The sequence below is a fragment of the Salmonella sp. SAL04202 genome (assembly GCF_046550775.1).
GTDB lineage: Bacteria > Pseudomonadota > Gammaproteobacteria > Enterobacterales > Enterobacteriaceae > Salmonella > Salmonella enterica.
The window spans coordinates 410,676-435,799 of the sequence record NZ_JBGDXK010000002.1 but is presented as its reverse complement, the minus strand read 5'-3'; the positions used below and the strand labels follow the sequence as shown (position 1 = coordinate 435,799).

At 46.6% G+C, this 25,124-nt stretch carries 24 protein-coding genes, 1 tRNA gene and 4 pseudogenes; 10 read left to right on the top strand and 19 right to left on the bottom strand.

Translation table 11 applies throughout. The annotated features are described in order from the left end of the window. Positions 1–31: 31 nt before the first annotated feature. From ACLJQJ_RS12390 to iraD, 3 genes are all read left to right on the top strand, one after another. Positions 32–955, top strand: coding sequence for a polysaccharide deacetylase family protein (locus ACLJQJ_RS12390; protein WP_000540892.1), 924 nt, complete (start codon positions 32–34; stop codon positions 953–955). A 725-nt stretch (positions 956–1,680) separates the two neighbouring features. Next, positions 1,681–2,166, top strand: a complete 486-nt coding sequence (locus ACLJQJ_RS12385) for an Hcp family type VI secretion system effector (protein ID WP_023138735.1) — start codon at positions 1,681–1,683, stop codon at positions 2,164–2,166. Further along, positions 2,166–2,549, top strand: coding sequence for an anti-adapter protein IraD (iraD, locus tag ACLJQJ_RS12380; protein ID WP_023202720.1), 384 nt, complete (start codon positions 2,166–2,168; stop codon positions 2,547–2,549). The genes ACLJQJ_RS12385 and iraD overlap by 1 nt, the downstream gene beginning before the upstream one ends. A 131-nt stretch (positions 2,550–2,680) precedes the next feature. Here iraD and ACLJQJ_RS12375 read toward each other — a convergent pair whose 3' ends face one another. Then, the gene (locus tag ACLJQJ_RS12375; protein WP_063808839.1) at positions 2,681–4,165 is read right to left on the bottom strand and encodes an NAD-dependent phenylacetaldehyde dehydrogenase; all 1,485 of its coding nucleotides are present in this window, start codon (positions 4,163–4,165) and stop codon (positions 2,681–2,683) included. Between the two features lie 161 nt (positions 4,166–4,326). Here ACLJQJ_RS12375 and ACLJQJ_RS12370 point away from each other — a divergent pair, with 161 nt between their 5' ends. The 4 genes from ACLJQJ_RS12370 (at position 4,327) to ACLJQJ_RS12355 (ending at position 8,260) form a co-directional block, all read left to right on the top strand. Next, positions 4,327–5,628 carry an NAD(P)/FAD-dependent oxidoreductase gene (locus ACLJQJ_RS12370; protein WP_001092814.1) on the top strand — a complete coding sequence of 434 codons (1,302 nt, stop codon included), beginning with the start codon at positions 4,327–4,329 and terminating at the stop codon, positions 5,626–5,628. Between the two features lie 14 nt (positions 5,629–5,642). After that, a complete protein-coding gene (locus ACLJQJ_RS12365; protein WP_000542980.1) occupies positions 5,643–6,017 on the top strand; it encodes a cupin domain-containing protein in 375 nt (124 codons plus the stop codon). A 208-nt stretch (positions 6,018–6,225) separates the two neighbouring features. Beyond that, a complete protein-coding gene (locus ACLJQJ_RS12360; protein ID WP_000475953.1) occupies positions 6,226–7,725 on the top strand; it encodes an APC family permease in 1,500 nt (499 codons plus the stop codon). Next, positions 7,703–8,260, top strand: coding sequence for a DUF3156 family protein (locus ACLJQJ_RS12355; protein WP_063808838.1), 558 nt, complete (start codon positions 7,703–7,705; stop codon positions 8,258–8,260). The genes ACLJQJ_RS12360 and ACLJQJ_RS12355 overlap by 23 nt, the downstream gene beginning before the upstream one ends. Before the next feature lie 103 nt (positions 8,261–8,363). Here ACLJQJ_RS12355 and ACLJQJ_RS12350 read toward each other — a convergent pair whose 3' ends face one another. The 14 genes and pseudogenes from ACLJQJ_RS12350 to ACLJQJ_RS12285 all read right to left on the bottom strand — a co-directional run bounded on the left by ACLJQJ_RS12350 (position 8,364) and on the right by ACLJQJ_RS12285 (position 17,236). Further along, positions 8,364–9,047, bottom strand: coding sequence for a helix-turn-helix transcriptional regulator (locus ACLJQJ_RS12350; protein WP_001275358.1), 684 nt, complete (start codon positions 9,045–9,047; stop codon positions 8,364–8,366). Positions 9,048–10,479: 1,432 nt separating this feature from the next. Then, on the bottom strand, positions 10,480–11,130 hold the full coding sequence (locus tag ACLJQJ_RS12345) for a hypothetical protein (RefSeq protein WP_063808837.1): 651 nt from the start codon (positions 11,128–11,130) through the stop codon (positions 10,480–10,482). Continuing rightward, positions 11,108–11,632, bottom strand: a complete 525-nt coding sequence (locus tag ACLJQJ_RS12340) for a DUF943 family protein (protein WP_031625888.1) — start codon at positions 11,630–11,632, stop codon at positions 11,108–11,110. Before ACLJQJ_RS12340 ends, ACLJQJ_RS12345 begins: the two co-directional genes overlap by 23 nt. Before the next feature lie 310 nt (positions 11,633–11,942). Further along, the gene (locus ACLJQJ_RS12335) at positions 11,943–12,056 is read right to left on the bottom strand and encodes a DUF3289 family protein (protein WP_223164411.1); all 114 of its coding nucleotides are present in this window, start codon (positions 12,054–12,056) and stop codon (positions 11,943–11,945) included. Positions 12,057–12,278: 222 nt separating this feature from the next. Then, positions 12,279–12,782 carry a hypothetical protein gene (locus ACLJQJ_RS12330; protein WP_020899242.1) on the bottom strand — a complete coding sequence of 168 codons (504 nt, stop codon included), beginning with the start codon at positions 12,780–12,782 and terminating at the stop codon, positions 12,279–12,281. Between the two features lie 402 nt (positions 12,783–13,184). Then, positions 13,185–13,463, bottom strand: a pseudogene (locus ACLJQJ_RS12325) (bacteriocin immunity protein). A 14-nt stretch (positions 13,464–13,477) separates the two neighbouring features. Next, positions 13,478–13,684, bottom strand: a pseudogene (locus ACLJQJ_RS12320) (type VI secretion system tube protein Hcp); the annotation flags it as partial. A 21-nt stretch (positions 13,685–13,705) separates the two neighbouring features. Then, positions 13,706–13,972: a bacteriocin immunity protein gene (locus tag ACLJQJ_RS12315; protein WP_063808836.1), complete on the bottom strand. Its 267-nt coding sequence runs from the start codon at positions 13,970–13,972 to the stop codon at positions 13,706–13,708. Then, the gene (locus tag ACLJQJ_RS12310; protein WP_063808835.1) at positions 13,969–14,286 is read right to left on the bottom strand and encodes a PAAR domain-containing protein; all 318 of its coding nucleotides are present in this window, start codon (positions 14,284–14,286) and stop codon (positions 13,969–13,971) included. The genes ACLJQJ_RS12315 and ACLJQJ_RS12310 overlap by 4 nt, the downstream gene beginning before the upstream one ends. A gap of 69 nt (positions 14,287–14,355) precedes the next feature. Next, positions 14,356–14,652 carry a hypothetical protein gene (locus ACLJQJ_RS12305; RefSeq protein WP_024147227.1) on the bottom strand — a complete coding sequence of 99 codons (297 nt, stop codon included), beginning with the start codon at positions 14,650–14,652 and terminating at the stop codon, positions 14,356–14,358. A gap of 732 nt (positions 14,653–15,384) precedes the next feature. Continuing rightward, positions 15,385–15,525 (bottom strand): annotated as a pseudogene (locus ACLJQJ_RS12300) (type VI secretion system tube protein Hcp); the annotation flags it as partial. 1 nt (position 15,526) lies between these two features. After that, a pseudogene (locus ACLJQJ_RS12295) lies at positions 15,527–16,188 on the bottom strand (tyrosine-type recombinase/integrase); the annotation flags it as partial. A 159-nt stretch (positions 16,189–16,347) separates the two neighbouring features. After that, positions 16,348–16,423: transfer RNA gene (locus ACLJQJ_RS12290), tRNA-Phe, on the bottom strand. 105 nt (positions 16,424–16,528) lie between these two features. After that, positions 16,529–17,236: a DUF554 domain-containing protein gene (locus tag ACLJQJ_RS12285; RefSeq protein WP_063808834.1), complete on the bottom strand. Its 708-nt coding sequence runs from the start codon at positions 17,234–17,236 to the stop codon at positions 16,529–16,531. Positions 17,237–17,661: 425 nt separating this feature from the next. Here ACLJQJ_RS12285 and ACLJQJ_RS12280 point away from each other — a divergent pair, with 425 nt between their 5' ends. Further along, a complete protein-coding gene (locus ACLJQJ_RS12280; RefSeq protein ID WP_063808833.1) occupies positions 17,662–19,797 on the top strand; it encodes an ornithine decarboxylase in 2,136 nt (711 codons plus the stop codon). A 61-nt stretch (positions 19,798–19,858) separates the two neighbouring features. Here the strand turns inward: ACLJQJ_RS12280 and ACLJQJ_RS12275 are convergent, their stop codons facing one another. The 4 genes from ACLJQJ_RS12275 to mutY form a co-directional block, all read right to left on the bottom strand. After that, positions 19,859–21,115: a nucleoside permease gene (locus ACLJQJ_RS12275; protein ID WP_001049803.1), complete on the bottom strand. Its 1,257-nt coding sequence runs from the start codon at positions 21,113–21,115 to the stop codon at positions 19,859–19,861. 216 nt (positions 21,116–21,331) lie between these two features. After that, positions 21,332–22,417, bottom strand: a complete 1,086-nt coding sequence (mltC, locus tag ACLJQJ_RS12270; protein WP_000976289.1) for a membrane-bound lytic murein transglycosylase MltC — start codon at positions 22,415–22,417, stop codon at positions 21,332–21,334. A 112-nt stretch (positions 22,418–22,529) separates the two neighbouring features. Continuing rightward, positions 22,530–22,805: an oxidative damage protection protein gene (locus ACLJQJ_RS12265; RefSeq protein ID WP_000091706.1), complete on the bottom strand. Its 276-nt coding sequence runs from the start codon at positions 22,803–22,805 to the stop codon at positions 22,530–22,532. A 27-nt stretch (positions 22,806–22,832) separates the two neighbouring features. Beyond that, entirely contained in the window at positions 22,833–23,885 is a 1,053-nt protein-coding gene (gene mutY / locus ACLJQJ_RS12260; protein ID WP_001148955.1) for an A/G-specific adenine glycosylase, read from the bottom strand. A gap of 154 nt (positions 23,886–24,039) precedes the next feature. Between mutY and trmB the strand changes: the two genes are divergently transcribed. Both trmB and ACLJQJ_RS12250 read left to right on the top strand, forming a co-directional pair. Then, positions 24,040–24,759, top strand: coding sequence for a tRNA (guanosine(46)-N7)-methyltransferase TrmB (gene trmB, locus ACLJQJ_RS12255; protein ID WP_000786890.1), 720 nt, complete (start codon positions 24,040–24,042; stop codon positions 24,757–24,759). Continuing rightward, on the top strand, positions 24,759–25,085 hold the full coding sequence (locus ACLJQJ_RS12250) for a YggL family protein (protein WP_001107574.1): 327 nt from the start codon (positions 24,759–24,761) through the stop codon (positions 25,083–25,085). Before trmB ends, ACLJQJ_RS12250 begins: the two co-directional genes overlap by 1 nt. Positions 25,086–25,124: the final 39 nt, after the last annotated feature.

Below are 25,124 nucleotides of genomic sequence, written 5' to 3'. Positions count from 1 at the left end.
TGTCCCTTCTATGTATTAGCTGGAGGTCGTTATGGGATATTTAAAATTACCTGAGGGTAAAAGGATTGCGGTCAATCTTGGTGTTGATGTAGATGCTCAGTCTTTATGGCTGGGCGGATTTAATCGACCGTCGCCATCCTTTATGTCACGGGGAGAGTTTGGTGCACAAGTTGGCGTACCAAGGCTTCTGAAATTGTTCAAAGAAAATAATATCAAAACCACCTTTTTTATTCCCGGACACACTGTAGACACCTTCCCGGAAATCAGTAAAGCGATTTTTGATGCCGGGCATGAAATCGCTCACCATGGCTACTATCATGAAAATCCGACGCTGGTGAATCGTGATACAGAACGCCGACTAATGGATTTGGCGTTCGCCTGTTATAAAAGACATTTCGGCATACGCCCTGTGGGATACCGTTCTCCCTATTGGGATTATAGCGAGAATACGCTGGATCTTCTGGAGGAAGCCGGTTTTCTCTATGACAGTAGCCTGATGGCGAGAGATCTTGTGCCTTACCATCCTCAACGTTGGCAGGTGAATTGGGAAACGGGAAATATCGCAGGCCCGGCCAGCGCGATTCTGGAAATTCCTGTTAGCTGGTATCTGGATGATTTTCCCGCACTGGCGTATACCGGCAACCAGGAGGGGATGAGCGATACTGACGGTGTTCTGCGACGCTGGAAGGATATTTTTACCTATGCTTATAACCATCAGGAAAACGGTTTATATGCGATGGCTCTTCATCCGCAGATAATCGGTCATGGGCATCATATGATGATGTTGTCACGTTTGATTGAACATATTAAAGGGCATGATGGAGTATGGTTTGCAACCTGTGAAGAGATAGCCAGTGTCTGGGTGGATGACGAAGAGGATCGACAAAAAATGCTCCGTCCTGATGTTCGTGGCGTAGCGCCGGTTCCGGATGATTATGGCTGGCCAGGCAAATGATATCACCTCATGACAATGTTAATATCAGTCGGGTAACGGATTACCCGGGCAGAAGTTACCTGTTTGCCCGCTCGTTAATGCATATTGTCCATCAGAAAGGGAGACTATCCCGGGACGTATAAAATCTTTTTTATTTCGGTCAAAACGTTAATCAACGAGAATAGTTTGTTTTTTGATTTAAATCATTTTTTAGTGTTCACAGGTAAATAAGCAAATAACATTTATAATGTGAGTATTAAGAAAAATAAAATTTCCATAGTGATTAATTTTTATTTAATGCTTTGATTTTTAATGCTTTTGTATGTGTTAATTAATGTAAATCAATTTGTGTTTTTTTATTAAATAAGTAAAAATTAAGTTGATATTTGCTTTTTGATGTGTTTTTTATATATAGCTGATTATTATTCTGAAATGTCAATTTTTGAATAACGACGCTGTGATACCGGCACCAGGGATACTTTGCGATAAAAGGGATTGAATATGGCAGAGAGCGTTCAGTATAACCTCAATTGTATTTGGCCACAGCGGGCCAAAACCTTCTATTGCATTGCAACCAGCGGAATAACGTTCATCAGACGTGGGTAAACGTTGGCAAAATCCCTGCAAACCTGGCGCTTTTCACGCTGTGTTTTTTGGTAGTTGCGCTTTTAATAAGAGTCACAAGCGTTGGCCGCCGGTATTCGTCTGGCTGCTGAACTGCCACCTGATCAACAAGGAGATAAATCATGGATGCGATTTTTTTAAAGCTCGACAATATCAAAGGCGAAAGCCAGGTTGAAGGCTTTGAAGATCAGATAGAGATCATGTCTTATAGCCACAATGTGGCAATGCAGGTAAATAACGATGTTAGCCTCACCGAGCGGACTTCCGGGCGTGCGCATGTTGGTGAAATGTCGCTCACTAAATTTGTCGACCTCGCCACGCCTGTGCTCAATGAGTACTGCTGTAGCGGGAGGCTAATTAGAACCGCGGTGCTGACGTTGTGCCACAATGACGGCGGCAAAATGCGGTCGCTTATCGTTTATACCCTGACAAACGTGCTGATATCACAACTCAGTGTTAGCGGCGGCGCCGGCGGTAAGCCGGTGGAAACGATGTCGCTGAACTTCACGAAAATCAAATGGCAAATCACTGCCGAGAAATCAGACGGCGCTCAACAGGAGTCCAGAGCGTCAGTATGGGATCTGGCGATGGACCAGATAGGGAAATGATGATGACGCCAACCATTCCGGTCGCGCTATTCGACAGGCTCTTGGTTGAGGGGATAAGCCCACATGAATTGGTACGCTGCAAGTTAATGTGTTTATTCAACTCTTGCGCCGTGCCAGGTGGCGAGACATTACCGCCGCTGCTCACTCGGGGTATGCCGGAATGGCACGAGGTGAATGTGGGTGACAAACGGGTTCTCAACTGGTTTTGCCGTGAGCTTCGCGCTGCTATTTTACGTTATGAACCGAGCATCAACATGCTGAAAGTCAGTGTAAAAGATGCCTATCATCAGACGCTGGCGTTGTCTTTGGAAGCGATGTTACAGGATGAGTCTGAACCGTTAAGACTGGAGATAGCCTACTCTAACGGTAGATGGCGCGAGTAATGCAGGAAGGAACGCCGGGCCGGGCGTTTAACATTACCCACAAGCAATAAAACGCAGCGAACGAACCTGATAATCAGGCAGACAGTCCACCTTTCGGTATGGTTGATCTGCCTGCATCATTTTCAGGATGGTTAATAACGGACCATGACAGATTTAAGTTCGGTATAGTCATCAATAAACGCGCTGCCAAATTCACGACCACTACCCGATCCCTTCATCCCTCCAAAGGGTACTGCGGGATCGAGGAAGGTATGCATATTGACCCATACCATGCCAGCATCAATATCTTCAGCGTAGCGTAATGCCTTAGACATATTTTCCGACCACACACTTGCAGCAAGGCCGAATGGCGAAGCGTTGATATGCGAAAGCGCCTCTTTTTCATTCTGATAACCGATAAAGCTACAGACAGGGCCAAAAGTCTCCTCGTGCATCAGCATACTGTTTTTACTACGCACTTTTACCGCCGTCGGCTGTAAAAAGTACCCTTCGCCGGGTAAAGTTTCACCGCCGTAAACAATGGTATCCCCTTCTTCCCGTGCGCGTTGAATCAGATGCAGCACTTTTTCAAGCTGAACCTGATTCGCCAGCGGGCCCATCACCGTTTTTTCATCTAAAGGGGAGCCGGGCACGATCTCCGATAACCGTTGCCTGAGGAGCGTCATGACCGTATCCAGTTTTTCCTGGGGCAGATAAAAACGCTCTGCGGCAGCACAAATCTGTCCTTGATTCAGATAACCGGCTTCAAGAATACCGTTGACCATGGCTTGTGCCGTGAGATCATTGAGAAACAGCGCCGCATTTTTCCCTCCCAGTTCGAGGGTAACGCGTTTTCCTGACGATGTTGCCGAACGCCGGACTTTCTCACCTGTCGCAACTGACCCGGTGAAACTCACTTTGGCGCAATCTGGATGCGCGATCAGCTGTTGCGCTATCTCACCGCCAGCACCGTTTACCACGTTAATTACGCCATCAGGGAAACCTGCCTCTTTAGCCAGTTCAGCAACTCGCAGCAGTGTCAGCGGGGTATATTCACTTGGTTTAATGACGATGGTGCAGCCACATACCAGCGCTGCGGCCAGTTTCCAGATAGCAATCATAATTGAGAAATTCCACGGCACAATACCGACGACCACACCAATGGGTTGGCGTTGGGTAAACGCTGTGTATCTCTCTTCTCCCATTGATGGCAGGGAGACATTCAGCGTTTCACCGGTTATTTTTCCTGCCCAACCGGCAAAGTAACGCAGGAAGGCCACTGACTGATCGAGTTCAAGACCGCGCGACAGCGTAATCGTTTTACCTGAACAGACGCTTTCCAGTTGAGCTAACTCTTCACGATGAGCGGCAAGAGTATCAGCCAGTTTCAGCAGTAATGCGCCGCGTTGTAACGTTGGCATTTTACGCCAGACATCAAACGCCCGTCTGGCGCTCTGCATGGCCTCTTCTGCCTGCGCAGGGGTTGCCGACACAACGTCGGCGATAATTTTGCCGGTGGCTGGGTTAGTGACCGAAAAGTTCGTGCCGTTTCCGGCCTGACGTTCACCTGCAATAAATTGTCCGTGTCGTTGTCGTAAAAAAGTGGTTACTTCGGCAAGTAATGTCACATCGCTCATCAGAAGTGCCTGTAGGTCAGGAATGTACGTTTTTCCATCCCAACATACTTTTTCGGGGCTGAATATCGTTCCAAAGAACGTCATTCTTCCGGACGATATTTTGTAAAACGTTACCGTGCTGTGATAGCGGTCTTAGTCAAGCGTGATGACAAGGTAACGCGATGAATACAAAAATCGATGCGTTGAATTACTACGGCGCGACGAAAAAATACCCGTTGCATTTTCCTGCTCTGCAAGACGATATTGATGCCGATGTGGTGATCATTGGCGGTGGCTTTTCAGGCATCAATACCGCGCTGGAACTGGCGGAGCAGGGGATCACTAATGTTGTCGTTCTGGAAGCCCGCCATCTTGGGTATGGCGGCACCGGGCGAAATGGCGGTCAGGTGATGGCCGGTATAGGTCACGACATCGAAGCCGTTAAAAAATATGTAGGCGCAGCGGGAATGGAGACGCTGTTTAAAATCTCGAACCTCGGCGCAGGCATTATTCGGGAGCGAATTCGTAAATACCATATTGATGCTGATTTTGTCCCCGGATATGGTTATCTGGCCTACAACCAGCGGCAGTTAAAAACGCTGCAACAATGGGAAAAAGAATTCAAAGCCGCTACGCCGGAAGACGATATTGAACTCTATACCGGTAAAGACGTGCAGCAGGTTATCGGTTCCGACGTCTACTGCGGTGTTCTCAAGCATATGGGGGGAGGGCATGTCCACTCGCTGAATTTATTGCTGGGCTCCGCTCAGGCTGCGAATTCGCTGGGGGTGAAGATATTCGAATATTCACCTGTGGTTGAGGTCAGTTACGGTAAAACTGTGCGGGTACGTACTGCGATGGGCAGCGTAAAAGCAGCCAAATTGCTGTGGGCCTGTGATAGTTTTCTCAATAATCTGGAACCAGAAATTTATAAGAAAACGCTGGTTACTTATTCTTATCAGGTCTCTACAGAACCTCTCTCCAGCGAGCTTGTTGAGCGGATCAGTCCCTTGCGCGGGGCTTTTAGCGATATCCGCCCGGTTATAAATTACTACCGTCTCACAAAAGAAAACCGTCTGCTGTTTGGCAGCGCCACAAGGTTTCTTGAATATACCCCGCACGATTTTGCTGCCTGGAACCGCACTCTGTTGACGGAGGTCTTCCCTTATTTGAAAGACGTTAAAATCGATTTTGCCTGGGGCGGACCGATGGCCTGTAGCGCGAATCTGTTTCCGCAGATTGGCACGCTTCGTGAACACAATAATGTTTTTTATGTTCAGGGTTATTCCGGATTTGGCGTCACGCCTTCCCATATTGTATGCAAAATCCTGGCCGAAGGAATAAATGGCGGTTCCGAGCGGTATCGTCTGATGAGTAGCATTCCCCACGCGACAATTTATGGTCGCGACAGTCTACGTCTATTGCTGGTCAGTGCGGGAAAACTGATACATCAAACAGCCGGTTTCTGGAAAGGCCGGAATTAACCAGGAGAACATTAATGCACGCTTTTAAACTCAATCAACCTGTTCCTGAATTACAGCCAATCGGGAGTGTCAGCCTGTTGGGGGCGTTGCCAACAGAAGGCGATCCCCAGGTCGCCGTTGCGATGATTTACGGTAAACCTGAGGACGTATTTACCTGTGGACTGTTTTCATCGACCCGCGGCGGTTTCACGATGATTTATCCCTTTACCGAGCACGCAACCGTGCTGGAAGGGGAAGTGGAACTCACTGTTGCGGGTCAGGAACCGATACGTTTTTCACCAGGCGATAGTTGGTTTGTTGAACAGGGAACCGAAGTGGCATGGAAAGTTTTAACGCCCCGTTTTGTAAAACATTATCTGGCAAACGTCGAAAGCCACAAACAGGGTTGAATCCTTTAATTGTTCGTCAGTAGCGTTGGCATCAGTGGGGAGAATAACGCGCTCCCCACTTGCTATTAGCGCATGCGGGGACGGCGTCACAAATTTATTTACCGTTATCCCTCTTCAGGACGATACCTGTTAGATGTGGTGCCTGCCATAAATAAACGTTATTCCGGAGCGGTAATTTATTGTTGTAATAATAGTGAAGAGGTTGACCATGTTTAAAAACAGACTTGCCAGCCATCTTGAACGTGGCGTTATTGGTTTCCCCACGACGCTTGCCAGCTCCGTCGGGCTGATTATGGCAAGCCCGGTGATCCTGACCGTGACCAGTGGTTTTGGCTCAGGGGGAGATACCTTTGCCCTTGCGGTATTACTGGCATTTATTATGATGCAAGCGCAGATTACCACCTTTGCCGAAGCGGCAACGCTCATTCCCACGACTGGCTCCGTCTACGACTATATTTCCTGCGGGATGGGGCGTTTTTTCGCTATCACCGGTGCGCTTTGCGCTTACCTGATCGTACACATTTTTGCCGGCACGGCAGAAACGATTCTCGCTGGCGTCATGGCGCTGGTGAACTTTGAGTCTGTTAGCGAACACGTGGCCATGCAGCACAATACCTGGATGGTTGGCGTCGGCATGGTAGTGGTTTTCGGGATACTGAATGCCATTGGTGTTGAAGTATTTGGCAAGGTGGAGGTATTTCTTACTTTCGGTATGTGGACTACCCTGACCATCTTCGGTTTATGCGGGATCCTGTTATCCCCGGTCACTCATCATTCCGGGTGGTTTGGCGCACCGCTTGATGTCAGTAATCTTTCTGGTCTGTTTGGTTATATTGGCATGGCGATGTTTATGTTCGTCGGTTGTGAACTGGTCACGCCAATGGCGCCGGAAATTAAAAAAGCGCATCGTACGATTCCCAGAGCGATGGCGCTTGGCCTTTTAGCGGTGGCAGGTTGTATGTTCCTCTATGGCGCTGCGATTAACCGGCAGGTAAATAATGTGGTGGTCGATGCGGCAAACCATATCTTTTTACTGGATACGCCGATGGCTATTCCCGCCTTTGCCAATCGTGTCATGGGACATGTCGGGCAATACTGGCTGGGCGTGGGGTTGTTGTTAGCGGGATGTGCGACGATTAATACGCTAATGGCGGCAGTACCGCGTATTATATACGGCATGGCGCTGGACGGCGCTTTGCCGCGGTTTCTGACCTGGTTGCACCCCCGCTTTAAAACACCGGTCATCGCCATCGCATTCGGTGTTGCGATTCCCTGTTTACATGCCTGGTATCTGAACGGTGATATCGACCACATTGTTCCGCTGATCCTCGCTGCGGTCTGCGCCTGGGGAGTAGCTTATCTGCTGGTAACGTTATCGGTCGTTATCTTACGTATTCGGCGCCCCGATTTACCACGCGCTTACCGGGCCCCCTGGTTTCCCTTACCTCAGATTATTTCGAGCGTGGGTATTATTATCGCCATTATTAATATCGCGCCTCCAGGAATGAACAGTCGGGATGTACTTATACCATTCGGTATTATGCTTGGATTGACTGCCGCCTATGCCTTATTCTGGACATTATGTGTGCAACGGGTTAATCCTTTCCTCCCGCTTCCGGTAGAAGAGGTCGTGGAACGGGCGATGGGCAATTATGAAAAGCGAAACAATGAAGAGATGACGCCAGATGTCCTCCGTCCCCTGGTTTAAGAACGCATTAATGAATATGGTGTTACGTGATTTGAGCGGCTGGCGTTGTGAAAAATTGACCGAACATAGCGCCGTGCTGCATCTGAATGCATTTACCCAGGTTATCTGCCATGTTCAGCAAAAACGGTTATTCATGGCCAGTATTCACAGTTGTGAGTTCGGGGTGAAAGGCACAATCAATTATCCTTTGCAGGGCAAAATTCGCGTTCATCAGCCCGGATGGCTGAAACGTTATCCCGTCATTTTTACTGGCAGCAAAAGTACCGCCGGGCTGATTAACTATCTCAATCGTTTCCCCAATTTACAACAGGCACTGAGTGAACTGGATTATCGTCGGTTTACGCTGGTTTTACATCATAAGGAATGGTATTGCAGCATTGAGCTATGGGCTGCTAGCGAAGTGGTTTGTAAAATGCCGCCGCTGCGCCGTTATCTGCGGCTTGAGCGGCACCAGCGTGTTCTTCTGCTTAGTGTGATAAATATGATCAATCAGGCCATGAATCAATGGCTGCAACAGGATGCCGACGCCAGATAATATGACATTTTATTACGGCATCAGCTCAGAGAGTGGTATTAATTCAGGCATATATGACAATGGGGAAAAGACCCGCAATTGACGCGGGTTAAAAAGCACGCTTTCACATATGCTGTGAATGTTGTACCGAAGACATTCTGGTTCGGGAAACCAGTTCCGTGCGATTTATCACTTCTGTTTTAGCAAAAATATTACGTAAATGCGTTTTCACTGTTGAGAGAGAAATATTCAACTGACGGGCAATCAATTTGTTGCTGGCCCCTTCGCAGACCATTCCCACAATTTCACGCTCTTTGGCGGTCAATATTGACGTCAGATTGTTGTCTTCCTGAAGAGAATCATGAATTGCCAGTCCCAGTAATGGTTGTACTGCCTGGGCTCGTAAACGCTCTTCGCTGGAAAAAGGTATATCGCGCATTAATGAAATGCCCGCGATAATACGATGGCCCCGACGAATAAAGATCTCAATCATGTCGCACACATGATTAGGTAGCATAAATTCATGATAATAATGGCGATGACGGGCACAGATACCGGGCGTCATCGTCGCTACGGTAATAACCTGTTGGCCGAACCGGGAAGGCGATAGCGGGTCTAATGGTTGAAAATGCTCCAGATATTGTTGGTGTGTGCTATTGGAAATGTTATGTAAAACATAGGCTTCCGGCTTTAAATAAGCATTAACACGATAAAAAACCGCCGACGACAGAGGAATGAGTTGCGCAATGCTCTGTAAACAATGGAGAGTGATCCCGTCATTATGGCCAGTAGTTGATAAGGCTGACATGTTATCTCCTTCCATCCGGATGAGCGCGCCGGGACGCAGTAAAATAGTGGTATGTTGAAACATACAGTTTACATTCGGTTAACACAATCATTCACATGTTAATAATGTGACGCGTGTTGCGATATTTTTTATAACCGATTGAAAATAAATGCTTTTAATTTAAATCTTGTCTGGCTTTATAAAAAATAATTAAAAATTATTAATATAATTTTTTCTGTCGCGGTTGACTCATCTCCTGAAAATGCTGTGGGTTCTCGTCCTTCAGGACGATATTCTTTTGAGACGCCTGTTCTATGATTTTCTGTAATAGCGCAGGTTAACAGAGACTTAATTTCTGGTTCAGACAGGATTTGCTAAATAACGTTTCAATAGCGTCATGCGCTATGCAGAAAACCGGGGTTTTTACCCACAAAAAGCGGTGGTTGCCAGTATATTTTAATGAACAGTAGTGAACATGAAGAACGGAATAACCTGTTGATTTTATAAAGCAAAACGGACGCCATAGGGCGTCCGCATCTGAATGGTTGGTGCCCGGACTCGGAGAAGTCCTTTGGGCTAATGGACTGTTAAAGCTATTTTTGACCGTTTATCAAGACCACTACAAAACTAACCATTACAGAATTATCTACATGATTTTCCCGGTGTGGGTTTGATTCCTGCTACTGTCTGATAATTGTTGAACCAGTTCTTCTGTATAGGGTATCAGCAGAGCAGGCTTTCGAAATTTGACATCCAGTAAGAATCGGTGTGAGACACTCACGGTTTTTTCCTGCCGTCTATTCATCATTGAAAAATGATAGTATTTTTATGAGAATAAGAGCCAAAAATATAGAGGCGCCTATATAAATCCCTCGTTCTGTCCAGGTATCCAGACGAAATAACCAATAGACACATAAAAAAACAAGTAGCCCACCAATAATTGACGCGAGAGCGCCAATGATTTTTTTGAGCATATATTTAAAAGTACCTTCATTATATTTCATGGTTTTTCTTTTTGTGTCGCCATTACCATTCTTATGACAGTTAATTTTATGCTGAAGAATAACCCTGCCATTATCTGTTTTCTGGCATATCTTATTAGGCGTAAACGTCAACAGGCGTAGCGCATGATAGTAATTTTCTTGTTTTGAAGGCCAGTTTCTATCAACGATTAAATAATCCACTGTACGTATACTATAACGATGCTGACCTGATAAAAATGATACATATTATCAAGTGGAACAGAAAAATGATAATTGCTCTCACCTGAAATTTTAAGCCACTCGTCTGTGTCAAAGACAGAACTAAAGCGGCATGAACCACTTAAATAACGCAGAGTAACCTCGTCATTAATGATACGCTCATCTCAGTATCCAACATCCAGACTCCTGGAAATTTACTGCATTCCTGTAACTCAAATTATTTAGAGTATATTAATATCGGATATTCCTTTTTAATTAACGCCAATCTCCATACTTTCCAGTGACTTTAATATGTATGGCGTAAAATCAATCAACTGATTATCTATTTTTCTGATTAAACTGCCTGCGCCGCATAAAGCATGTGAGCCATCAATCATACAAAAATAAAATTTCTTTTTTATGTTATCATCTTCGTATATTGTTTTATCCATCTCCGAAATATTCTCATCAATGATTAAGAAACCCTGTGCATTCACTGAACTTATATTATATAAAACTGATGGTTTAAATTCATTATTTATTTTTGTTGCATCATCATCTATCACCCATATGTTTTTATTTTTATCAAAAACGATGTGCTGTATATGTGAGCCATACTCACCAACATCATACACCTCTCTGCTATATGAACAACTCCATAATGTAATTGGATAAAACTCAGGATCATAAACATGGTTTTTATCATTGAGATCTTTAATATTTTCATTTAAGAAAAAGTAATCATTAAATTTTACGTTCTTACACTCAGGGGTTTCCACGCGATAGTCAATCCTTGCATCAATGCGAAGCATTCTTACAGAATATTTCGACTCACTTAATTTGTCTGGTAATGATATAGATGGAATAATATTTGCTTTCAAAGGTAAGATAAGAAACAAACTAATGATAGTGATTTTTTTCATGGCTTTTATCCTGGTTGAGCTTGGTGGAGTTATTTGATTCGATAAGCTTATCATCATCTTTTTTCGGTTGATAAAAATAACCAGAACCAGAAAATAAAAACATCCGATAATAATTACCACCAGATTCAGCAGACATATATATATCTTTTTTGATACATTTTGATTCTGATTTTATATCAGGAAAACAATAAAATTCATCCTCGGAATCATAGGGCGATAATTTTTGATAACCGTCACCAAAATCCCATATATATACCGAAAAATCATTTTCAGGGAGATTATATTTTTCCAGAATTTTTCTTTCATTTTCTCTCCACCAATTCAGCTTTCCCCTGTCCGTAATGGGGAAATGCCTGGCAAGAATGTTAATGTCTTTACCTGAATAATAATGGACATCCACGATTTCTACTGGTCTGTCTGACCATAAGTATATAACAACAGAACAAAATAATATGGCGATTGTCACAATATAAATGAATTTTTTCGTTATTACCCATGACACAATCACATTCCTTATGCAAAATATCGGACTATGCTATGTTAACAATACAAACAAATACCTTGCCGACAATACATACCAAATCAGGAGTAATATCCTCTGACACCTGAGATTTTTACGGTGGTATTTATTTCTGTAATATACACTTCATCCTTTAAGCTGCCTCTTTGTTGGCTGCGCTCAGAAACCCCGGTCACATAGTTATCTATGCTCCCGGGGATTTCTTCCCTTGCCGCCGCGATGCATCTAGAATGATTTTGTGTATAAATGGCTTAAACTCATACCCCTCTTTCTCATAATGTTGAAGTACAAACTAAATTTTAAAGACATCCCAATGGCTATAAAGCCAATGTGTTATATCATTACTGTCAAGACTAAAATGATCCTGCATCCTGTAATGCCCGTTTGCTGCGTAGGCATTTTTGATACATTCAATGATATTATGGTAACGTGCGTGGCATACATATCATGAACAGATAATCTCAGTCCGTAGCTATAGGCCCTCCACGATTTTATTTCTCTCTGTCGGCAATTGTTCCGCATCTTTTGTTGTTGCCTTTTGCTTCCCAGAAGATGTAGATCCGTTACCCGTGTCGACTGTAGGTACATTTGACGGTACAGGGTAATTTGATTTATTCAACAACCCTTCTTATGGTGAAAAATAACTATCTATAGGCATCAAAGCGTTACAGATCTTTCCATCAAATAATTCAAAATCATGGACGTTTACAAAAAATTTATCTTTATATGAGTAATTAGCACCAACTACTGGAATAGTAAAAATCTCGATCTCTTCATTTTTTTTATTTATTATTAACATGCCATCAAAACCATGAAGTATTTGATCGTCACTAAAATTACTCAATGATACTCTAATATTTATTATGGATTTATTATTCCCAGCCAAAAAGGAATTGATTAAAGAATCGGTTATTCCATGAGGATAAGTATCAACATATACTATTCGTATAGAGTTCCCTGCTCTTTCATTCCAACAGGATTTATTGACCGCATATATTCTTTCATCAGCTCTATATTCTTTAAAATATTCCTTCCCTTCTGGGTTACCCCATATGAATAAATAATATCCTCGCTCACCAGCGCTGACAGAAAATGTCACAATCCAGATAAAGAGGAATATATATTTAGCCATATCATCTATCTCTTACATTAGATTTTTTTGAACGGATGTAAATTCGCCACCGCAAAGGTGTCCGACTCCTGGCCGTCAGCCTCCAGCGTGGAACTTTAGCGGGCGAGAGTTCGTCAGGCTCATACTTTATCGTGTTTCCAGAACATGAAACAATGTACAAAAATAGACTCTTAGTGAGTAGGCCGTAGGATCTTTCCCTACAGCCTCTCACAAACCGTACGTAAAGCTCTCATTTCATACGATTCGCGTCAGACAAATATATCCTCTGGCACTACGGTTCAATGTAAAAACTCTCAGAATTATGCCTTTGATAGTTGCTCCCTTAACTGACATATTTTTGCCTTTTAACGGTCACTGCATTATCATCCCGGTTCCGGTTGACAAACTCCTCACCACTGATCGCTACTTATTTTCCTTAAAACAGGGGAGTCTCTGAGACTTCCGCCAGCGTTTTAGCTCTTCAATAACTCCTTCAGGACTATCTTCTCGTTCCTCTGATGGATAAAATATCAGATCCCCGCCATCAGGATGTTGAGTAATTTTATTAAAATGTCGTAGAAGATTATCAATAAACTTCGATAATTAATCTCCAGTCAACTCTTCAGGAGGCTCAAAGAAATTATTTAAAAACTCGATAAACTCATCTTCTGTATAATCTTCAAGGTTATTTTTTAGTTCCATTTTCACCTCAAACCTTACTTATGCAATCGTATATGATTTTTAGGAGTGTTTATCCTAAGGTTATCAACATCAAACACCATTCCTCCATACTGGATCTTTCCAACGTGGTAAATTTCATAAGCCCACCTACCTCCGACTTGTTGCCTTATCAAGGTGTACGGCGCTCGACCTCTTTTTATCAAAGTTTGATTCGATTTACTAAACTGCGCCAGTAACTCTGGGCATTCCCCTACACCTGATTTTCATTTACTTTTCTTAAAACAAGACAATCCTTGAGATTCTCTCCATTCTTTAATTATGTTCAGAATACCCTCAGGTGTTCCATCACTTTCCGTTTCAGGATAATAGATAAGATCTGTTCCATCTGGGTATTCAGTGATCTTCTCAAAATACTCAAGTAATGGATCTAATGTTTCATCTGTATCCGACTCGTTTTCAGAAAATATCACTCTCAAGAAATCAATGAACTCACTTTCCGTATAATCACTAATATTTTCTTTTAATTTCATAAATCGCCTGTGTATGTCAATATGGTGTTCACACGGAGATTGTCTACATTGTAAACATCGCCTCTATTTGCAACTTCATCTATATGATGAAGCTCGAACCCCTGTTTTCCGACTCTGTCAACTTTTCTAACCTTTGATGCCTTACTTGATTTCATTCGAGTCATATTAACCACCCCGCCACAGTCCACCGCATCACCCATTCTGGCAACGGGCAGGCCGTCAATAAATACCGTGGGGAAACCCGCTATAATCACGGTCTCGTAATAATCGTCGTACTGGGTGCCTTTATCGTTGAGTCGGACGGCTGTGGGCATTTTCCTCCATAGCTTCCTTACTAAATAATAAGTTGTGAGATTATCCTGGAAAATAAGAATAATTATTTATTAGAAGTTAATAAGTGATAGGAACATTGTACTTACTGCAACTTCAATAGAAATAATTAATTCTTTTAATAAAAATATAAGATCTGAATCTTTTTTATGCGAATTCAGGATATTAATTAATTTATTTTCTCTTCTATTTGATGGCATAATTCCATCTGGGAATGTATGTATTGGTTTTCTCAACGCACTGCTAATTTTTTTAAAATTTGTTATTAGATAAAGTTTCTCTTTCTTTTTTCTATGAATTTGGATATAGTATGAGTATTCTGTTTGTGTACTAAATTTTTTAGTGACCATGACACAGATTCATTATCAATGATAATCTTCCCATCAGAAAATTCAATTTTTTTAATAAAGAAAAAATTTTATTTCCCCGCCAAAAATATATGCAGGTTCCAAACCAAACATTTCATTATCAGCTAATGCGCCTAATTTTTTTAACTGTGCGATCAAAAAGATAATTATTGTTATCATCCACTAAATCAAATCCTTCCTGACTTGAAGATGCAAGAAAAGATGCGATTTCGCTGTCAAGAATATTTTTTGTTTTATTGATAAACCTATTTTCATTAAAAATGATCTTATTAAGTAAAGGTAAGATGGTAATATTTCCTCCTGTGAACCATGGCCTGATTTAATGCTATCATTGGATGCATCATCTGGTGTTTTTAGTCTTTCATTCTTATTCCAGCTTGCACCTGTTGAACTGTTGATACCTCTGGAGGGTGAAGCTGACGACAGTGGTTGCCGTCGGCGTTAATCCGTCCACATCCAGCGTAAAACGCAGGCCATTTTGTGACATAACCTTGTTCTGGATTTATTGACGAAAAAGGAACCACGGTCCGCTCGTGGCAGTGGCAATGGGGAGGACAGCCGCTTCAGGCACGCTACCGCCAAAGTTTCCGGCATCCACCATCTCCCATATATGAAACGTAACAGACGTAACTCATTGCTGGCACGGGCTTTTTGTCTCCGTTCCCGGACAAAAACAGCATCCCACTATTAAGGCGGAATGCTGTGGATTTACTCTTATGCTTCCAGCGGCGCACGCCAGTCATCAGCACCTGAAGTGCCTGTTGAAACGTGTTCCCACTCAATTTTGTGGTAAGCCAGAGAAACTCTAACCAGATGTGTGAACTCACGTTTGGTGTTGTCCTGGCAGTGCGGCATACCGGAAAGTGTCGATATAGCCCAGCAATTCAGGCAGGCGTTTCAGGGGAAGGGCGGGGTGATGCTGGGTTACAACAGGAGTTACAACGCCATCGAGATCGAATGCCGGATTATATTTAATCGTTCCCTGTTGTACGGCGTGGCGCATCATTTTGGTCAGATGCTGGCGTATACGTCCGGCAACATCATGCACACCTTTATCATCAATGTCTCTGACCAGTCGCGCGAGATGTAGGGTTTAAGTCGCCGAAATATCCATTGCGCCGATATCAGGGAAAACGTAGTGTTGGAGGCAGACAAGAATTTTATTGGCGTGACCTTCTGACCAGAGTTTCAGGCAGCCGGTATGCCACAATCTAGAGATGTACTGGAACATTAGTCATTCATTGATAACCTTTTTTCGTCCCGGCGCTGCTGAGAAGGGGTAAAGCCGGATTTTAGTACGCGCCGGGTGGCATCGCGTTTTTCGCGGACAAGGGCGAATGAGGTTTCGGGATAAGGACCGAATGATACCCCGGACTCTTTTCCCTCAAAACGATATTTGAAATACCAGATACGAAAACCGTTGGGTTTTACCAGAAGATACAGGCTGAGTGTATCAGCGAGTTTGTAGGGTTTATCAGAAGGCTTTGCACTACGGGCTTGTTTGTCGGTTAATGCCATTTGAGGGCACTCCTTTATCTAACCGGACTGAGCACCGAGTTGACCACCAAAAGCCCCTGATTTGGGCGGATAAATAGAAATTCGCTGGGAAGAGTTTTTCCACTAAATCATTGAATTAAAAACACATGGGGATTTTTAAGGAAGTATAAAAAGGGAAGGTGGTGCCCGGACTCGGAATCGAACCAAGGACACGGGGATTTTCAATCCCCTGCTCTACCGACTGAGCTATCCGGGCAACGAGGCGCATTAAACCGTAATCGCCTCGCTTCGTCAACGAAATTTCTTCAAATCAACGTAGACTGCACAATCTATCACCACTTTGTTGTTATTGCACGCAGAATCAGGTAAAAAACATCGCCCATGCGGCGGAAATCGGCATCGCCAGCAACAGCGCCGGAAGCATATTCACTACCGGAAACATTTTGATTCCACATACACGCGAGCCGGTCGCCACCAGCAGCAGTCCGCCCACGGCGCTAAAGTCGCCCATCATTGCCGGCGTGGTCAGTGGAAGAATGAGGGTGGCGCAGGCGGCAAGCGTTAACTGGATAATCAACATCGGCGCGCAAATCGCCGAAACGGCGATGCCAAGCGAACAGGCGAAAATAATGGCAGTGAAAAAATCCAGAAAAGATTTAGCGATCAAAATGTTTGGATCGCCGGTCATCCCTTCATGCATCGCGCCGAAAATACCGGTGCCGCTGGCGCAAAAAAGTACAATGATAGCGACGTAACTTTGAATAAATGAGTCGTGTGTTGGCTTCTTACCCGATGCCATAAATAATTGTTGGATTTTCGCGACTGCGCCATTAATGCCTTTTTCCAGCAAACAAAACTCGCCGATAAGCGCGCCGACCAGCGTCGCCAGCACCATCACCGGAAGATTAGCGCACTTCATCACCAGCAGAATGCCAATACCCAGAGAGCACAGACCAAAAATAGACGTCATTGAGACGCGAATCCGTTCTGGCAGACGCTGACTTAACAGCGCGCCAATAACGCCGCCGAATAAAATTGCGCCAGCGTTAATAAAAGGTCCAATTACCACAATGACTCCTGTTATTTGTCTTTCAAATTGCCTTATTATCACGCGATTAAGCTGTTAATAGCTTGATTATCTGTGACGTATAGAGCGCTGATTTTACCTTGCGCCGTCTGGTGAAAGGTGCCATGATTGCGCGAAATTTCTCCTGCCAGCATGGGGCTCGCCGGGATGAACATAGCGCCTTTATATTGTCTTCACTGTCGCCTGACTGCGCGAGGTTTGCCCCTTTCTTTCCTTTTTTTTGTCATCCCCGCTATGCGGTGAGGGCAGCGCACGCTCACTGCAGGACAACAGTAAAATCAGAAACAGTCTGTTTTTACTGATGTCTGGCGGTCGGAGCTGGTATCCAGTTTGACCCGGCATCTCGTTGGGCAAGGCATCGGGCCTTGTCCGGGGTTACTCTACTCCCGAAACGGGTATTTGCGCTTATGAAATCAATGAATATTGCCGCCAGCGGTGAACTCATCCCCCGTCTCTCCACCCACCGAAACGTAGTGGCGCTGGACAGTACCGACTTTACCGATGTGGCCGCAGTCGTCATTACCCCTGCCGACAGCCGTAGCGGTATTCTGGCGTTGCTTAAACGCACCGGTTTTCACCTGCCGGTGTTTATGCTTGCGGATGAACCCGTCAGCGCGCCTGTCGGCGTTACGGCGGTAATAGTCGGGAACGCGCAGGAATGGCTGGAGCTGGAAAACGCTGCCTGTCGCTACGAAGCGGAACTTCTGCCGCCCTTTTATGGCACCCTGACCCAGTATGTCGACATGGGGAATAGTACCTTTGCTTGTCCGGGGCACCAGCATGGCGAGTTTTTTAGAAAACATCCCGCAGGCCGCCATTTTTATGACTTTTTTGGTGAAAACCTGTTTCGTGCGGATATGTGTAACGCCGATGTGAAACTTGGCGATCTGCTAATACATGAAGGTTCTGCCAAACACGCGCAGAAATTTGCGGCAAAAGTGTTTAATGCGGATAAAACCTACTTTGTGCTGAATGGCACTTCGGCGGCGAATAAAGTGGTCACCAACGCCCTGCTGACGCGCGGCGATCTGGTGCTGTTTGATCGTAATAATCACAAATCCAACCACCACGGCGCCCTGATTCAGGCCGGGGCGACGCCGGTCTATCTTGAAGCGGCGCGCAACCCGTTTGGTTTTATCGGTGGTATTGATGCGCACTGTTTTGATGAAACGTACCTGCGCGACCAGATTCGTGACGTGATGCCGGAAAGCGCCGATGCGTCGCGTCCGTTCCGCCTGGCGATCATTCAGCTGGGTACCTATGACGGCACTATTTACAACGCCCGTCAGGTGGTGGATAAAATCGGACATCTCTGCGATTACATTCTGTTTGACTCCGCGTGGGTAGGCTATGAGCAGTTTATCAATATGATGGCGGATACCTCGCCGTTGCGGCTGGAGCTTAATGAAAACGACCCAGGGATCTTTGTGACCCAATCGGTACATAAGCAACAGGCGGGGTTCTCACAAACCTCGCAGATCCACAAAAAAGATAACCATATTCGCGGCCAGGCGCGTTTTTGCCCGCACAAACGCCTGAACAACGCCTTCATGTTGCACGCCTCGACCAGTCCGTTCTACCCGCTGTTTGCGGCGCTGGATATCAATGCCAAAATCCACGAAAGGGAGAGCGGTCGCCGCCTGTGGGCGGAGTGCGTTGCGCTGGGCATTGACGCGCGTAAAGCCATTCTCGCCCGTTGCAAACTGCTTCAGCCCTTTATCCCATTGGAGGTTGACGGCAAGCCGTGGCAGGCATATCCGACGGAGACCATTGCCAGCAATCGTCGTTTCTTCAGTTTTGAACCCGGGGCGAAATGGCATGGCTTTGAGGGTTATGCGGATGACCAGTATTTTGTCGACCCCTGTAAACTGTTACTGACCACGCCAGGTATTGATGCCGATAGTGGTCGGTACACCGAATTCGGCATCCCGGCGACCATTCTCGCCCACTATCTGCGTGAGAACGGTATTGTGCCTGAGAAGTGCGATCTCAACTCGATTCTGTTCTTGCTGACACCCGCCGAGAGCGAAGAGAAACTGGCGCGGCTGGTCGCGATGCTGGCGCAATTTGAACGGCACATTGAAGACGATACGCCGCTTGCGGATGTATTGCCGACGGTTTTTCAGAAATACCCGGTGCGCTACCGCGATTACACCCTGCGTGAGCTATGTCAGGAGATGCACAATCTGTACGTTAGCTTTGACGTTAAGGATCTGCAAAAAGCGATGTTCCGCAAAGAAAGCCTGCCGCATGTGGCGATGAACCCACAGGATGCCAACAGCGCCTTTATTCGCGGCGATGTAGAGCTGGTGCGTATCAGCGAGGCGGGCGGGCGTATTGCTGCCGAGGGGGCATTGCCATACCCGCCGGGCGTACTGTGCGTGGTGCCGGGGGAGATTTGGGGCGGCGCGGCGCAGCGTTATTTTTTGGCGCTGGAAGAGGGCATCAATCTGTTGCCTGGTTTTTCGCCGGAATTGCAGGGGGTATATAGCGAGACCGATGCCGATGGAATTCAACGTTTGTACGGATATGTTTTAAAGTAACGTTGCCTGCAGGCCGGATAAGGCATTTACACCTTATCCGGCCTGCGAAACAGGGCAAGAATTAATGTGCAACGGGTTGCGAACCTGCCGGAACGCGAACGTGTTTGTATTTGAACAAGGCTACGAACGCGAAGGCCAGCACCAGCGAGTAGCCTGCGAAGATGAGCCACACGGTCTGCCAGTCGGTAATGCCGTTTTGAGTGTAATACTCCACCACTTTACCGCTCACAATGCCGCCCAGGATACAGCCGAAGCCATTGGTCATCATCAGGAACATCCCCTGCGCGCTGGCGCGGATTTCCGGGCGTACTTCTTTTTCGACAAACACCGAGCCAGAAATGTTGAAGAAGTCGAAGGCGCAGCCGTACACAATCATCGACAATACCAGCAGAACGGTACCGAACGGCGTCGGGTCGCCATAAGCGAACAGGCCGAAACGCAGCATCCACGCCACAATACTGATAAGCATAACGTTCTTAATACCATAACGGCTCAGGAAGAACGGAATGGTCAGGATGAATAACGTTTCAGAAATCTGCGAAATCGACATCATCACCGAGGCGTGCTGCACGATAAAGCTACTGGCGAATAGCGGATCTTTATCAAAGCTATGCAGGAAGGTGTTGCCAAACATGTTGGTGATCTGCAGTTCCGCGCCCAGCATCATGGAGAAGATGAAGAAAATCGCCATCCGCTTATTTTTAAACAGCGCAAAAGCGTCAAGGCCCAGCATTGATGTCCAGCTCTGGTTTTTCTGTTGGTTCGCCACCGGAATGTGCGGCAGGGTAAAGGTAAACAGTACCAGCAGAACGGAAAGCGTCGCGCCGATATAAAGCTGCATATGGCTCAGCTCGAAACCGGAGAAACTCACGCCCCACATCGCCAGAATAAAGCCAATGGTGCCCCAGATACGGATAGGCGGGAAGTCAGTCACAATATCCATGCCGGCAGACTGCAGGCGGTAATACGATATGGTATTGATCAAGCCCAACGTCGGCATATAGGCCAACGAGTTAAGCAGGATCACAAAGAACATCGCCCCAGGCGTAGTGACTTCCGCGGCCATGAATAGCGTGATGGCGCCGACAACATGACACAGGGCATAGACCCATTTCGCGCTCAGCCATTTGTCAGCCACAATGCCTAACAAGGTCGGCATAAAGACGGCGGCAATCCCCAGTGAACTATAAACTGCGCCAATAGATGCGCCGTCAAATTTTAAGGTGACGAACATATACGAGCCCAGGGTAGTGAGCCAGCTTCCCCACAGACAGAACTGCAGAAAAGAGAGTATTTTAAGCTGCAGCTTAAGATTCATGTTAATTTCCTCACACCTGAGAGCGGATGAATGTTTTAAAAGGCACATTTGCCGTTGTGATTTGGTGTGATTCTATCAATGAGAGGCGGGCTTTTTTTGTTACCTGTGACAAATATTTGCAAACAATTTCTGATTGCAAAGCAAAAGGGTGACGGAGTTAACACTTTTACCTTTCCCGCCTCTGTCATTTGCCAGCCAGAGGCGGGATGCGATGGTTTATCGGCGGCGATACGATCGCTGGGCGGAATTCACCTTATACAGATAGCGGCGCGACTCCGCAGATGGATGTCGGGTGGTTAATATCTGGTACACATCCCCCGGCGACATGCGGTTAATCATATTCGCGGCCTGAATCTTATCGTTCGAGAATACGCGTAATACGCTGCCTGCGCCGCCATTATAGGCAGTAATGACCGCATAGCGCCGCGACGTCGGATTCTCAATACCGCTCAGATAGACATTATTCAACATCGCCAGATACGCTGTGCCGGTATCGATATTGCTGGCGGGGTCGAACAGGAAGTTACGGCTTGGCGTGCCGGACTTACCCTGAGAACGGAAAACATCTTTCCCGGCGCTGTGTTGCACCACCTGCATCAGGCCCAGCGCATCCGCGTGGCTGACCGCATACGGGTTAAACGAGGACTCCGTTTGCATAATCGCCAGAATCAGCGACTCGTCAACGCCGTATTTACGGGAGGCCTGGCGTACCATGCCAATGTATTTATGCGCGCGTTTATCAAGGTGGTTCGGCACCAGATTAATGGTGACGCTGTAAATAATACGCAGGCCGTTACTGCGGCTTTTGAGCCGCGTTTTCAGCAAGTAATCCGCGAATGTCGTGGCGCGGCCTTCCCAGCGAATAGGCTGGCCGGTATTGTCGAGGACCTGACCATACAGAAAGGGTTCTTTAGAAATTTTTATGTCATCGACATCGGAGTAAAGATCGACGGAGGTTGGGTCGTCACCCATGAGCAACGTTTTAATAATGGCCCGGCGCAGATGTGCGGTAGGTTCCGTCCCGGCGATGGTTTCAACGGTAATGGTCCCATCATCAAAGTTGATGTGGCTACGGGTCTGGAACTGATCGGTATATTTGACGTAGTCTTTCGGCCCGGCAATCAGGACTTCCTTATATCCCCACAGATTTTCAATATTGTTGGCAAATTGCCCCATCAAAATATCAAAGCCGTTGGTATCCTTGACCCAGGCTTCATTATACGTCTCGCCTTTTTTGGTCGAACTGGAGCAGGAGATGAGCAACGGCGCAATAACAGCAAGCGCGAGTAATTTTTTCATCATTCCGGGAGTGCATGTTGTGTTGTCGTTATGCCATGTTGCCGGGCAGCGGCGCTAAGGGCTTATCCGGCATAACTCACAGGCCGAATAAGCGCAGCGTCATTCAGCAACGGGCCTATTTTTTATCTTCCGGCGTATAACCTTCGATATGAACGTCTTTGCCTTCGAACAGGAAGCTCACCATCTCCTGTTCCAGCAGCTTACGGTGCTCGGCGTTCATCATGTTGAGTTTTTTCTCGTTAATCAACATGGTCTGCTTATGCTGCCACTGCGCCCACGCGTCCTTAGAGATCTCGTTATAGATACGTTTTCCCAGTTCGCCAGGGTAGAGCTGAAAATCTTGCCCTTCAGCGTCGCGTTGCAGGTAAGTACAAAAAATCGTTCTGCTCATAAGTCATCCTCTTCATCGACCGGGGCGTTAAACTGGCGCTCCGGTACGTAACTGCTGTAACAAGCGCTCCACGGGGGCCGCCAGTCCGACTGACGGCGGTTGCGCTAAGTTATACCAGAGCGCGCTGCCTTCATCCATGCAGGCGTCCAGTGACGACACGGGAAGCCACATAGGCACAATATCCAGGTGGAAATGGCTAAATGTGTGGCGAAACGCGTTAAGCTGGGTCAAATTATCAGCGTTAACATGCCGTTGCGCCAGCCATTCACGTAATTCATCTTCGCTGGCGAACTGCGGAAAGCAGTAGAGTCCGCCCCATAAACCGCTGGGAGGGCGCTGCGCCAGGAAAATCTCCTGATTATGCTGTAACAATAAAAAGTAACCCGTCCGCTCCGGCAACGTCTGTTTCGGTTTCTTACCCGGATAGCATGACCAGCTTTCATGCGCAGCGGCGATACAACCGTTTTGCAGCGGACACAGGGTGCACTTTGGCTTTGAACGCGTACAAACCATCGCGCCCAGATCCATCATCGCCTGATTAAAACGCTCCACGCCGCGTGCGGGCGTCACTTGCTCGCTCAGCGTCCACAGCGTATTCTCCACCTCTTTTTTTCCAGGCCAGCCGCTAACAGCATAACAGCGAGCCAGCACACGTTTAACGTTTCCATCAAGAATCGGATAATGTTTACCTAACGCGAGGGAGAGAATTGCGCCGGCGGTTGAACGCCCGACGCCGGGTAGCGCGGCGATTTCGGCAAAAGTTTGCGGGAATTCTCCACCGTGAAGCGTCGCCACCTGTTGCGCCGCTTTATGCAAATTACGTGCGCGGGCGTAATAGCCGAGCCCGGTCCATAAATGGAGTACTTCATCCAGCGGCGCATTCGCTAAATCCGTCACTGTGGGAAAGCGCGCCATAAATCGCTCAAAGTAAGGAATCACCGTCGTCACCTGCGTTTGTTGCAACATGACTTCCGAGAGCCATACTTTGTAAGGCGTCTTGTTAATTTGCCAGGGCAGCGTTTTCCGCCCGTATTTGTCGTACCAGTCCAGAACCTGGGCTGAAAATTGAGACGCTTGCATGGAAACTCATTCATTATTGCCGGGGGCAAGATTGCAGCACAGAGGCCGCAGGGTGTAAACCGGAACTTTCCGCAGTGCGCTTCATGCTTGCATCCGGCAACTAACTTTGGATAATGCCCGTTTTCAGAACTCAAACACAGCAGACTACACTTTTATGAAAAACGACGTCATTTCACCGGAATTTGATGAAAACGGTCGCCCGCTGCGCCGTATTCGTAGTTTTGTTCGTCGCCAGGGGCGACTGACAAAGGGGCAAGAGCACGCGCTGGAAAACTACTGGCCGGTGATGGGCGTCGAGTTCAGCGAAGCGCCGGTAGATTTCGCCACGTTGTTTGGTCGCGAAGCGCCGGTGACGCTGGAGATTGGTTTTGGCATGGGGGCGTCTCTCGTGGCGATGGCGAAAGCGCGCCCGGAGCAGAATTTCCTCGGCATTGAAGTGCATTCACCCGGTGTCGGCGCGTGTCTGGCGTCCGCTCATGAAGAGGGCGTTGAAAACCTGCGTGTCATGTGCCACGACGCGGTAGAAGTGTTGCATAAAATGATTCCTGACAATTCTTTATCGATGGTTCAGCTCTTTTTCCCTGACCCGTGGCATAAAGCGCGTCATAATAAACGCCGTATCGTTCAGGTGCCGTTTGCTGAACTGGTATTGAGCAAGCTGAAATTGGGCGGCGTTTTCCATATGGCGACCGACTGGGAAGCGTATGCGGAACACATGCTTGAAGTCATGTCTTCTATCGACGGGTACAAAAATCTGTCAGAGAGCAATGATTATGTACCGCGCCCGGAATCGCGCCCGGTAACGAAATTTGAACAACGTGGCCATCGTCTTGGTCATGGCGTATGGGACTTAATGTTCGAGAGGGTGAAATAATGGCAAAGAACCGTAGTCGTCGTCTGCGTAAAAAAATGCACATTGACGAATTCCAGGAATTAGGATTTTCGGTGGCATGGCGTTTTCCGGAAGGTACATCTGAAGAGCAGGTCGATAAGACTGTCGATGACTTTATTAATGACGTTATTGAGCCTAATAAACTGGCGTTTGACGGCAGCGGCTACCTGGCCTGGGAAGGGCTGATTTGTATGCAGGAAATCGGTAAATGTACCGAAGAACATCAGGCGATTGTGCGTAAGTGGCTGGAAGCGCGCAACCTTGAAGAAGTCCGAACCAGCGAACTTTTCGACGTTTGGTGGGACTAATAAGTACAGGGTCGGCAAATGCCGGCCCGCTTTGTCTTG

Bases quoted from the DNA above. Each gene is read 5' to 3' on its own strand.
- ACLJQJ_RS12390 (WP_000540892.1), top strand. From the start codon at position 32: ATGGGATATTTAAAATTACCTGAGGGTAAAAGGATTGCGGTCAATCTT.
- ACLJQJ_RS12385 (WP_023138735.1), top strand. From the start codon at position 1,681: ATGGATGCGATTTTTTTAAAGCTCGACAATATCAAAGGCGAAAGCCAG.
- iraD (WP_023202720.1), top strand. From the start codon at position 2,166: ATGATGACGCCAACCATTCCGGTCGCGCTATTCGACAGGCTCTTGGTT.
- ACLJQJ_RS12375 (WP_063808839.1), bottom strand. From the start codon at position 4,165: ATGAGCGATGTGACATTACTTGCCGAAGTAACCACTTTTTTACGACAA.
- ACLJQJ_RS12370 (WP_001092814.1), top strand. From the start codon at position 4,327: ATGAATACAAAAATCGATGCGTTGAATTACTACGGCGCGACGAAAAAA.
- ACLJQJ_RS12365 (WP_000542980.1), top strand. From the start codon at position 5,643: ATGCACGCTTTTAAACTCAATCAACCTGTTCCTGAATTACAGCCAATC.
- ACLJQJ_RS12360 (WP_000475953.1), top strand. From the start codon at position 6,226: ATGTTTAAAAACAGACTTGCCAGCCATCTTGAACGTGGCGTTATTGGT.
- ACLJQJ_RS12355 (WP_063808838.1), top strand. From the start codon at position 7,703: ATGTCCTCCGTCCCCTGGTTTAAGAACGCATTAATGAATATGGTGTTA.
- ACLJQJ_RS12350 (WP_001275358.1), bottom strand. From the start codon at position 9,047: ATGTCAGCCTTATCAACTACTGGCCATAATGACGGGATCACTCTCCAT.
- ACLJQJ_RS12345 (WP_063808837.1), bottom strand. From the start codon at position 11,130: ATGAAAAAAATCACTATCATTAGTTTGTTTCTTATCTTACCTTTGAAA.
- ACLJQJ_RS12330 (WP_020899242.1), bottom strand. From the start codon at position 12,782: ATGGCTAAATATATATTCCTCTTTATCTGGATTGTGACATTTTCTGTC.
- ACLJQJ_RS12315 (WP_063808836.1), bottom strand. From the start codon at position 13,972: ATGAAATTAAAAGAAAATATTAGTGATTATACGGAAAGTGAGTTCATT.
- ACLJQJ_RS12310 (WP_063808835.1), bottom strand. From the start codon at position 14,286: ATGCCCACAGCCGTCCGACTCAACGATAAAGGCACCCAGTACGACGAT.
- ACLJQJ_RS12305 (WP_024147227.1), bottom strand. From the start codon at position 14,652: ATGGTCACTAAAAAATTTAGTACACAAACAGAATACTCATACTATATC.
- ACLJQJ_RS12280 (WP_063808833.1), top strand. From the start codon at position 17,662: ATGAAATCAATGAATATTGCCGCCAGCGGTGAACTCATCCCCCGTCTC.
- ACLJQJ_RS12275 (WP_001049803.1), bottom strand. From the start codon at position 21,115: ATGAATCTTAAGCTGCAGCTTAAAATACTCTCTTTTCTGCAGTTCTGT.
- mltC (WP_000976289.1), bottom strand. From the start codon at position 22,417: ATGATGAAAAAATTACTCGCGCTTGCTGTTATTGCGCCGTTGCTCATC.
- ACLJQJ_RS12265 (WP_000091706.1), bottom strand. From the start codon at position 22,805: ATGAGCAGAACGATTTTTTGTACTTACCTGCAACGCGACGCTGAAGGG.
- mutY (WP_001148955.1), bottom strand. From the start codon at position 23,885: ATGCAAGCGTCTCAATTTTCAGCCCAGGTTCTGGACTGGTACGACAAA.
- trmB (WP_000786890.1), top strand. From the start codon at position 24,040: ATGAAAAACGACGTCATTTCACCGGAATTTGATGAAAACGGTCGCCCG.
- ACLJQJ_RS12250 (WP_001107574.1), top strand. From the start codon at position 24,759: ATGGCAAAGAACCGTAGTCGTCGTCTGCGTAAAAAAATGCACATTGAC.